The sequence below is a fragment of the Marinospirillum insulare DSM 21763 genome (genome assembly GCF_000686905.1).
GTDB classification, from domain to species: domain Bacteria; phylum Pseudomonadota; class Gammaproteobacteria; order Pseudomonadales; family Halomonadaceae; genus Marinospirillum; species Marinospirillum insulare.
Map to the genome: position 1 here is coordinate 1 of NZ_JMLW01000049.1, position 8,919 is coordinate 8,919.

The 8,919-nt window shown below is 40.0% G+C and carries 11 protein-coding genes and 1 pseudogene; 4 read left to right on the forward strand and 8 right to left on the reverse strand.

The annotated features are described in order from the left end of the window. Positions 1-213 (reverse strand): annotated as a pseudogene (locus BP27_RS0112960) (ISL3 family transposase); the annotation flags it as partial. Positions 214-398: 185 nt separating this feature from the next. Between BP27_RS0112960 and BP27_RS0112965 the strand changes: the two are divergent. Further along, entirely contained in the window at positions 399-983 is a 585-nt protein-coding gene (locus tag BP27_RS0112965; RefSeq protein WP_027851905.1) for a hypothetical protein, read from the forward strand. A 109-nt stretch (positions 984-1,092) separates the two neighbouring features. On the opposite strand, the gene BP27_RS0112970 is transcribed toward BP27_RS0112965, so the two are convergent. From BP27_RS0112970 to BP27_RS0112980, 3 genes are read right to left on the reverse strand one after another with little or no spacing between them, the layout of a single operon-like run. Next, positions 1,093-1,647, reverse strand: coding sequence for a hypothetical protein (locus BP27_RS0112970; protein WP_027851906.1), 555 nt, complete (start codon positions 1,645-1,647; stop codon positions 1,093-1,095). A gap of 38 nt (positions 1,648-1,685) precedes the next feature. Further along, a complete protein-coding gene (locus BP27_RS0112975) occupies positions 1,686-2,186 on the reverse strand; it encodes a hypothetical protein (protein WP_027851907.1) in 501 nt (166 codons plus the stop codon). 8 nt (positions 2,187-2,194) lie between these two features. Then, positions 2,195-2,785, reverse strand: coding sequence for a DUF4879 domain-containing protein (locus BP27_RS0112980; protein ID WP_027851908.1), 591 nt, complete (start codon positions 2,783-2,785; stop codon positions 2,195-2,197). Between the two features lie 533 nt (positions 2,786-3,318). Here BP27_RS0112980 and BP27_RS0112985 point away from each other — a divergent pair. Beyond that, positions 3,319-4,017 (forward strand): hypothetical protein, encoded by a 699-nt coding sequence (locus tag BP27_RS0112985; RefSeq protein WP_027851909.1) that lies wholly within the window; start codon positions 3,319-3,321, stop codon positions 4,015-4,017. A 95-nt stretch (positions 4,018-4,112) separates the two neighbouring features. Here the strand turns inward: BP27_RS0112985 and BP27_RS0112990 are convergent, their stop codons facing one another. Further along, a complete protein-coding gene (locus tag BP27_RS0112990; protein ID WP_027851910.1) occupies positions 4,113-4,595 on the reverse strand; it encodes a hypothetical protein in 483 nt (160 codons plus the stop codon). Between the two features lie 250 nt (positions 4,596-4,845). Here BP27_RS0112990 and BP27_RS0112995 point away from each other — a divergent pair, with 250 nt between their 5' ends. Next, positions 4,846-5,385, forward strand: coding sequence for a transposase (locus BP27_RS0112995; protein WP_027851911.1), 540 nt, complete (start codon positions 4,846-4,848; stop codon positions 5,383-5,385). Positions 5,386-5,411: 26 nt separating this feature from the next. Here the strand turns inward: BP27_RS0112995 and BP27_RS0113000 are convergent, their stop codons facing one another. Further along, positions 5,412-7,061 carry an NAD+ synthase gene (locus BP27_RS0113000; protein WP_027851912.1) on the reverse strand — a complete coding sequence of 550 codons (1,650 nt, stop codon included), beginning with the start codon at positions 7,059-7,061 and terminating at the stop codon, positions 5,412-5,414. Positions 7,062-7,150: 89 nt separating this feature from the next. Between BP27_RS0113000 and BP27_RS0113005 the strand changes: the two genes are divergently transcribed. Continuing rightward, positions 7,151-7,399 carry a PP0621 family protein gene (locus BP27_RS0113005; RefSeq protein ID WP_027851913.1) on the forward strand — a complete coding sequence of 83 codons (249 nt, stop codon included), beginning with the start codon at positions 7,151-7,153 and terminating at the stop codon, positions 7,397-7,399. Here the strand turns inward: BP27_RS0113005 and thiO are convergent. Together thiO and BP27_RS17525 are read right to left on the reverse strand one after the other, a co-directional pair. After that, on the reverse strand, positions 7,375-8,466 hold the full coding sequence (gene thiO, locus BP27_RS0113010) for a glycine oxidase ThiO (RefSeq protein WP_027851914.1): 1,092 nt from the start codon (positions 8,464-8,466) through the stop codon (positions 7,375-7,377). The genes BP27_RS0113005 and thiO overlap by 25 nt on opposite strands. 29 nt (positions 8,467-8,495) lie before the next feature. Then, positions 8,496-8,624 (reverse strand): hypothetical protein, encoded by a 129-nt coding sequence (locus BP27_RS17525; RefSeq protein WP_281172155.1) that lies wholly within the window; start codon positions 8,622-8,624, stop codon positions 8,496-8,498. Positions 8,625-8,919: the final 295 nt, after the last annotated feature.

Consider the following 8,919-nt stretch of genomic DNA (forward strand, 5'->3'; position numbering starts at 1 on the left):
CTGACCATAAGGCACGTGGGCAAGACGCCTATCAATAGTGCCACGTGAATTGCCACAAGCAGCGCACTCAGGGCAAGGCTCTGGCGATTGAGCGAAACGGCACTCAATAACAGCGTGTTTTTCAGTAATATGCTGTCCAGTGGCAACAAGGCCGAGTTTATTTAATTGGCAAAAGGTGGAAAGGTCAGGGGTAGAAAAGGTAAGATTGCTCATGTCGGGGGACTTAGTTTTGTTTGTGTTGGAACTTACATTCTCTAAGAAACCCGACTCCTTTTCTAGTGAGCCAGATCTTTTCTACACCCTTAAATGCGAAGAGCCCATTTAACACTAGAATAAAATAATAAAACAGATCAATAAAATGAAGCCTTAAAATATAAAGTAACAACACAGGAAAACACATGGAAATTTTTAAATTAAACCAGCCAAGTGGCAGCCAAGCTGCGACACCTTTAAAAAACCACGCCAATAAAGTGCCTAACAACCCTCATGCCTCAACTGGCAAAGATGACACCTTAAACATTTCGAGCGATGCGCGAGTTGCACAGCTTTTCAACACCTTTGTTAATCAGATGGCGCAACCTGGTGCCAGAGATTCTAATTCAGACACAAAGGAGTTGGAGGGCAATAGCTCAGTCGAAAACAACCATTCATCGGTATGGAAAATGGGAGATCATGCATTAGGGGCGATGTTTTTCGGTAAGGCATTATTGGATGAATGGGCTAACAAAGGATTGCAAATTAATGAAGATACCACTCAAAAAGCAGGTCAAGTATTTAACGAGGCATTTAGAGCGTACATCAACGACCCTAACAAAGATCATATCGGGCCATCATTTGACCGCCATAAACTAGTAGCAGACAATCAAGAAGTACCAGATTGGTTTAATGACGAACACCGCCAATGGCTCTCTCACATGTCATCAGATACTATAAAAGCTTTTAATACAGGATCATACTACCACCTTTCATCAAAAAGCAGCTAAAAGGCAAAGAAGGTTTTGTTCAGCTTAACCTTGTGGGTAAACCAGACAAAACCTTATTGCAAATACTTTCATTTGATTTATTTTAACAAGGTTAATTGAAAACAGCCCATTAAGCTGTTTTCAAAAGAAACTCTAGCCTTTGCTGCTTAACTGTTTCTTCATCAGTCCATTGCTTCCATTCCTGTGTAGCAATAGTAGCAAGGGGTGGTCTGTTAGATGACCCAGATAAACCAACAGCATTACTACCGCTTCTTGGTGAGTGGAACTGCGTTAAAATATTGATAACTTCATTCAGATTGCTAGTACCTTCACCTTGGCTTTTATTAAAAGCAAACACTGACTCCTGCTGGCCTAAGTAATCAAATTTATGATTAGCATACTCCTCACGCGTCATAAAAGGGCTAGGTGGCAAAGGCTGTGGGAAAATAAAATCCTTAGGAACTAAGCCTTCATCTACAGCTGTTTTAATTAAATCTTGTAACTCTGCGTATGAAATATTCCGCATATCAATTTTTATCTTAGCAGCGCTGTCTTCTATATCCTCCAAGCCTATTTCTAGCTTTTTATCAGTAGAAAAAATGGCTTCTTGTGGCTTTTTACTAGCATTAGCTGAATAAGCCGCTGCTGAATGAACCTGAGAACTAAGCGACATAGAAACATTCATAATTAACCTCCCTATTTTATTTATATCAGTAAAGCTACCTAAGCCATTACATCTAACAAAGGCTTTTGATATTCAGGCTGAAAAATACCTATAACTTTATCTAAAAGCTTTTGATACTCTTCTGCCCTTTCATCTTCGCCCATATACTTAGCACCACTAACTGAGCTAACAAAGTTTTCATAAAGGTTCATTTTTTCGCTATTCATTTTCTCTTGAAGTTCTGCATGAGTCATTGAGCCTAAGGTATTATTTAAGCCTAAGATATTATTTAAATGATAGATTATGCCCGATGTATTCAATGCAAGCTTAATAAGCTTAGACTTTTCATCTTTATTAATTAAACCATCATTAAATAACTCATCTGACAATTCCCAAATTTCAGGCCCAGTAATACTGGTTAAATCATAGCTAGTATAAGGTTTCTTTTCTTCGCTGGTTGCTTGGTTAACCTCATCAGCTTTATGGCTTTTTGTAAGTTTAGCTTGTTCAACAGCAGCTACACTTTTTACTTGAGATAAGTTCATTGCGGTGATATTCATAATAACCCCTACTGAATAAAGATATAAGTTGACATGGTGTTCCAAGGTGCATTCATTGAAGTATCTTGAAATTCAAATTTACCATTTTCATAGCCATCTAAGTTATAATACCTTAAATAGGCAACCGCAACTCCACCTTGAGTACAGCCAATATTAGGTTGACCATTATTAATGCAAACTGGATCATTGTCATAGTTTTTTGAAGAGTTTAATAGGTTGCCGTTCATCCATGCTAGTCTATTACCTCCGTAACCAACCACCAAAGCAACAGCCTTTAATTCCACGCCACCATGGTCACAGTAGGTAGTGTATTGATTTAAACCTATATCTTCCCAACCACAATTGGTCGACCCAACTGCATGTATAGAAACACTGGTAATAGAAGGTGCTGGCGCATAAGGCTGAATACCTTCAATACTATTCAAAATATAGGTATTTAAAGGGCTATCTTCATTAATGTTCAAGCTTATTTTTCCAAGTTCTTTAGTGTATTCCTTAACAAGCACTACCTCCTTACCTGCTAAACCAGCTGTTTCTGCTTGCACACCAAATACAAAAAAAGCTGCTAAAAAACTTACAGACAAAACAATATTTTTCATGACCTTGATTTCCTTGTAATTAAATACTTTAGTAAGATAAAAGAAGACATAACTCTTACTTCCTGAGTCTTTATATCAGTCGACCAAGCCTTTAACTAGTAATTTTTGACTTTACTCTGACCCCACGTAAAGACTAGGAAAAACCTTGCCAAGCCACATCTAAAACGACTATAAATTGCCGATATCACCTATATTTTCAGCTCATTATCTATGGGGTCAGAGTAAACAGGTGAATTTATTGCAAAATAATTTTATTTGATTACTCTCACATAACAGCATAGCTGTAAATAAAGACGGTATTTAGTCCAGAGGAGAGTCAAAATTAAGTTACTTTTGATGGTGAAGATGCTCGGGGTCGGTTTTATATGAAATTTAAGACTGTTGGCAGCAGCGGCACATATCCTGTTTACTCTACAAGTCGTACACCTGACACACTTCGTGTAGATTATGATTACTAGGTAATCAGCCATTGTATTGCCTCACTCTGTGGTCAATCAAAAAATTATATTGTTACCTTAGATAAGGATGCAAAAATGGACGGAATAAAGCGTTTAGCTAATGAAAATGTTTCTACCAGTAAGCAAATAGCTTCTGATATAAAAACAGCTCCCATTAAAGACAACAATGAAAATACCGAATCTAATAGCCCAGCGACAGCTAGTAATTCAGGCCTATCTATCAGTAACGAAGCCAGTATTTTAAATGCAGCCAGCGAAGTTATCCAAGGGTTCAAAGGCAGTGAAGATATTCCTTACTATCTTCAGCCACCTCCTGAAGGTTTTATCCCAGATGCGACCGCGTTAAGCGGAAATGGATTCTACTTTCTTACTCAAGGAGACCGAGAATCACTACAGGCGGCTTATGACTATGCCATAACCAATGACCAAAGTATTGAAGATGTAGAACTAGCTGCCTTCTTCCTCTCCCATAAGCGTTATGTAGAAGATATGGTATCACGAGGAGTAAAGTATAGCGTTCACGTTCCGTCAGGTAAAAATATAACGTATGTTCCTGGTCTGGGATTCCAAGGCTTAGAATCGGAAAGCTCACCCAGCGATAACCTAGAATCGTCCCTCGATACTTTATTAAATGACATCATTAGTGGCGGACTATTTAGTAAAAACCCTATGTTGAATAAAGACTTATTTCTTGGCCCACTTTATGATTTTTTTAATTTGGAGCCAAAAGACGCTTTATCAATCATAGAATCTATGGTTCAGACAAAAACATAACACTATACATGAGCAGGCTATTGGCTAAGGCAGTATACAGCCATAGCCAATAGGCTTCGAAGATAAAAATAAAAAAGTTATACTAGTAAAACCACCTAAGCCATTACATCTAACAAAGGCTTTTGATATTCAGGCTGAAAAATACCTATAACTTTATCTAAAAGCTTTTGATACTCTTCTGCCCTTTCATCTTCGCCCATATACTTAGCACCACTAACTGAGCTAACAAAGTTTTCATAAAGGTTCATTTTTTCGCTATTCATTTTCTCTTGATACTCTGCATGTGTCATTGAGCCTAAGGTATTATTTAAATGATAGATTACGCCCGATGTATTCAATGCAAGATAAAAAAGACTAGACTTTTCATCTTTATTAATTAAACCCTCATTAAATAACCTATCTGACAACTCTATAATTTCAGGCCCAGTAATACTGGTTAAATCATAGCTAGTATAAGGTTTCTTTTCTTCGCTGGTTGCTTGGTTAACCTCATTAGCTTTATGGCTTTTTGTAAGTTTAGCTTGCTCAACAGCAGCTACACTTTTTACTTGTAAAGGATTAACGCTATTAACATTCATAACATAACCACCTATTGAATAAATAATTGATTAGTTAGCCACAACTAAAGTTGAACTAGTTATATCAACACTAAAACTTAGCTACAAGCCTTATTTGGCTTTACTCTGACCCCACGTAAAGACTAGGCAAAACCTTGCCACCCTATATCTAAAACGGCTATAAGCTGCCGCTTTATCAGGAAAATATCACTAAAAATCATGGCATGTTATTTGCACATTAAGTATTGCAATGAAAACAAGGAGTGTAGACGTGGCAAGGCCAAAAAGGTTACTAATAGACCAACAACCGCACTTAATTAATTATCAGGCTATTAATCAAAGAAATGCATTTTCTGACAATCAAGACTACCAACAATATTTACACTGGTTAAATAAAGAAGCTTTAATACATAATTGTATTCTTCATGCTTATTTATTATTGCCCAAACAAATATACCTAGTGCTAGAACCTTCTTGTGGTGAAGATATTTCTAAGCTAATGCAAGCTCTAGGACGGCGCTATGTGCGCTACCTAAATTTGAAAGAAAAACTTAGCGGCACGCTTTGGAAGGATCGTTTTAAGGCATCACCTTTACAAAGTGATTTTTGGCTAAAAAACACACTTCACTACTTAGTTTATAAACCCGTTACTGAAGGCTTGTGCGAAACACCCAAAGATTACCCTTGGAGTAGCTACAGAAAATACGTCTTTCAACAGCTTTCTTACCTTCAAGATTTAAAGCTTCCACCTAATCCAAGTATTCGCTCACAACTTGAAGTTGCAATTAGCCGTAACCTGCCTTTGCCGTAAGAAAACCTCGCCACTCTTTAGATTTTTTACAAAACAGGCCATTTGTTGACTAGCGGATAACGCCTATCTTTACCAAAAGCTTTAGGCGTAACCCGTGTACCTGGGGCAGCTTGGCGGCGTTTGTATTCATTCATATCCACCAGTTTAACCACCCGCAATACATCCTCTTGCTTAAAGCCTGCGGTAATTAAATCTGTGGCAGATAAATCTTCTTCTATGTAGCCTTGCAGCAGTTTGTCTAGTACTGGGTAGGGCGGTAAAGAATCTTCATCTTTTTGGTCGGGGGCAAGTTCAGCTGAAGGTGGGCGGTCAATCACTCGCTGAGGAATCACATACCCTTGGCTGTTACGCCAAGTGCATAGCTCAAAAGCTTTGGTTTTATACACATCTTTAATGGCATTAAAACCACCGGCCATATCACCGTAAAGGGTGCAATAACCCACCGCCAATTCGCTTTTATTACCCGTGGTTAACAGCATTAAACCTTTTTTATTCGACAAGGCCATAAGCAATACACCACGGCAACGGGCTTGTAGGTTTTCTTCCGTCACGTCTTTATAAGTAGCATCTTTTGTAGTGCTGGCAAAGCTATCTGCCAAGCCAGCCATAAAACTTTCGACCATCGGCGCTATAGGAATAACCCGATATTCCACCCCTAACAGCCTTGCTTCCTCTTCTGCATCGGCAATGCTAATCGCCGCTGTGTAATGGTAGGGCATCATTACACCCATTACCCTGTCGGCACCCAAGGCGTCCACGGCAATCGCCGCAGACAAGGCTGAATCTAAGCCGCCCGACATGCCCAAAACCACGCCTTTAAAACCACTGTTATTCACATAGTTTTTTAAACCTAACACTAGAGCGCCATATAAATAGGCAAGGTCTTCTGGCCAGCTTTTAATGGCACTGCTAGCATTTGAACTTGCCTCCCAGCCTTGCTGACTCACTTGCAAATTCACCAACAAACCATCTTCTTCTAGGGCTTTGGCTTGAGCAATCACTTTGCCAGCGGCATTCAAAGCAAAAGAAGCACCGTCAAACAACAATTCATCTTGCCCACCCACCAAGTTGCAATACACCAAGGGGCGAGCTAAAGCTTGGCAATGCTGCTGAGCTAGGTGTAAGCGTTCATACTGCTTGCCTTCGTGCCAAGGTGATGCATTCAAAGCCAATAAAACATCAGCGCCAGCGGTAACTGTAGCAGCGGCAGGCTCTGGCTGCCAAAGGTCTTCACAAATTAAGATACCCAGCTTGCAACCATTAATTTCTACAACGCACGCTTCTTGCCCAGCGGTAAAATAACGTTCTTCATCAAAAACCTGCTCATTGGGAAGCAACTGCTTAAAGTATTCTGCTACCCATTTGCCTTGATGCAGCACACCAGCGGCATTAAATAGCTGGCCATTTTTGGCGCGTGGATAACCCACAATTAAGCTTATACCCTGCACTTCTTCTTGTAGTTGTTGCAAACCTGTTTCTATGCGGCCTTGTAAAGCAGGTCTTAGTAATAAATCTTCGGGCGGATAACCCGTTAAAGTCAGTTCAGGAAGCAATAAAAGATCAGCCTGATTACTAGTAGCTAAGCTATTAGCTAGCTGAATTATAGCTTGGGTGTTAGCTTGTATATCACCAACAAGCAGACTAATTTGAGCAGAGTAAATTCGTAAGCCAGACAAGACAGGCTCCTAAAAGCTGAGGGTTAAAATGTAAAAACTGTTAGAATCAAATTATAGATTAAACACTAAGTAAGAATTAAGGAACAAAAATGAGTTTATTGATTGTGCGTCTCGTCGTTTTTGTGTTGCTGTTTTGGGCAGGTTTCCGTATATGGCAATTTTGGCAAGCTAAGCAACAGCTACCAGGCGACAAGCCTTCTAACCAAAACCAAGCTAATTCTGAAATCATGGTGCGCTGTGAAAAGTGCAAAGTTCACCTGCCTCAAGGCAGTGCTATTAAAGCAGGTGAAGAGTATTTTTGTTGCCGAGAACATCAGGAATCATTTGAAAAAGAATAGGCCGTCATATCAATTTTTGCTTCACGTTTTAGCAATAAATCACCCATAGCTCGCGCTGCTGCGGGTGCTAAAACTACGCCATTACGAAAATGCCCTGCGCTAGTGTAAAGGTTTCTATAATTAGGCACTTCGCCCATTAGTGGAATACCATCAAGACTACCTGGGCGCAAACCAGCCCAGTGTTTTTCTATTTCATAATCTCGTAACTTAGGTAAAATTTGAAAAGCCGTTTCACGCAAAGACTCCAAGGCATCTTGTGTGGTTTGTTTGTCAAAGCCAACATATTCCATAGTTGAGCCAGCCAAAATACGGCCATCTTTACGTGGAATTAAATAGCGCCCTTTCATTAATACCACTCGGTTAATTAACCCAGGCGGAGCTTTGAATAGAAGCATCTGACCACACACAGGCTTAATGGCTGTTTTCACTTCCAATTGTTCTAACAACTTGCCTGTCCAAGCGCCTGCACATAACACAGTACACTTAGCAGAAAAAATCATTTGCTTGCCCTCAACGCCCAACACTTCGCCTTCATCATGATAAATGCCGTGTACTTCGGTATTTTCTAACAAGCGAATATTTTTATAGCGCTTTAAAGACGCTCTTAAGGCCTTAGCTAAACGGGGCGTACGCACACTGGCAACTTTTGGCATCCATAGTGCACTACTAAAACCTGGCGCCACATCGGGTTCTTTATCGTATAAAAAAGCTGCATCCACCTGTTCAAGCTCACGCTTTTCTACAGCAGCCCAGTCTAAAGCAGCTTGTTCATCAGCGACCTGCAATAAAAGCAAACCATCTTCACGAAACTCAGGATCAATACCCGTTTCTTCTAATAGTTGCTGAGTGAATTTAGGGTAAAAGTCTTGCGCATAAGAAGCTAAAGCAGTAATGGATGCAGGATAACGCCAAGGGTAGAGGGGCGAAACAATGCCACCGCCTGCCCAGCTAGACTCTTCTCCACACTGCCCACGCTCTACCAAGGTAACCTCTGCACCTGCATCAGCTAGCTCTCGCGCTAGCATCATCCCTATAACACCGCCTCCTACTAATAAAAAATCACTCATCAAGCTTACCTAGGTTAAACAACATAAATTTAACGGCTTAACTGCACCTTACCTTCACGCTTAGCATCAAAGGGAAAACTTTTTAGTACTGGCAAACTGCTACCCAAGTCTGAATTTAAGTCGAGCGAATAATTAATATTGCCGCCTTTTTTGAACATGTCATAAAAAGCCCGCGCTGAAGAAATACCAAAGGCTAAGTTAACCGGAATATCAACTTTACTTTTACCATCTGCGGCTACTTTAATTTGTTCAGTTAAGCTGCCAGATGTAATTGAATGGCCATTTAATTTTAATGCCTGGATTCAACTCTCAAGTGCAACTCATTAAACTAGGATTGGATGGCAAGCTGCTGTAGCATCTTATGCTTTTCAATCGACCAAGAATGAGAAGCAAACATGAGACACTACACACAGCTCACCAGAGAGCAACGATACCAAATATCTGCCCTGCTTG

Excerpts from the sequence above, each read along its gene's own strand:
- BP27_RS0112965 (WP_027851905.1), top strand. The coding sequence starts at position 399 with ATGGAAATTTTTAAATTAAACCAGCCAAGTGGCAGCCAAGCTGCGACA.
- BP27_RS0112970 (WP_027851906.1), bottom strand. The coding sequence starts at position 1,647 with ATGAATGTTTCTATGTCGCTTAGTTCTCAGGTTCATTCAGCAGCGGCT.
- BP27_RS0112975 (WP_027851907.1), bottom strand. The coding sequence starts at position 2,186 with ATGAATATCACCGCAATGAACTTATCTCAAGTAAAAAGTGTAGCTGCT.
- BP27_RS0112980 (WP_027851908.1), bottom strand. The coding sequence starts at position 2,785 with ATGAAAAATATTGTTTTGTCTGTAAGTTTTTTAGCAGCTTTTTTTGTA.
- BP27_RS0112985 (WP_027851909.1), top strand. The coding sequence starts at position 3,319 with ATGGACGGAATAAAGCGTTTAGCTAATGAAAATGTTTCTACCAGTAAG.
- BP27_RS0112990 (WP_027851910.1), bottom strand. The coding sequence starts at position 4,595 with ATGAATGTTAATAGCGTTAATCCTTTACAAGTAAAAAGTGTAGCTGCT.
- BP27_RS0113005 (WP_027851913.1), top strand. The coding sequence starts at position 7,151 with ATGAGTTTATTGATTGTGCGTCTCGTCGTTTTTGTGTTGCTGTTTTGG.
- thiO (WP_027851914.1), bottom strand. The coding sequence starts at position 8,466 with ATGAGTGATTTTTTATTAGTAGGAGGCGGTGTTATAGGGATGATGCTA.
- BP27_RS17525 (WP_281172155.1), bottom strand. The coding sequence starts at position 8,624 with ATGTTCAAAAAAGGCGGCAATATTAATTATTCGCTCGACTTAAATTCA.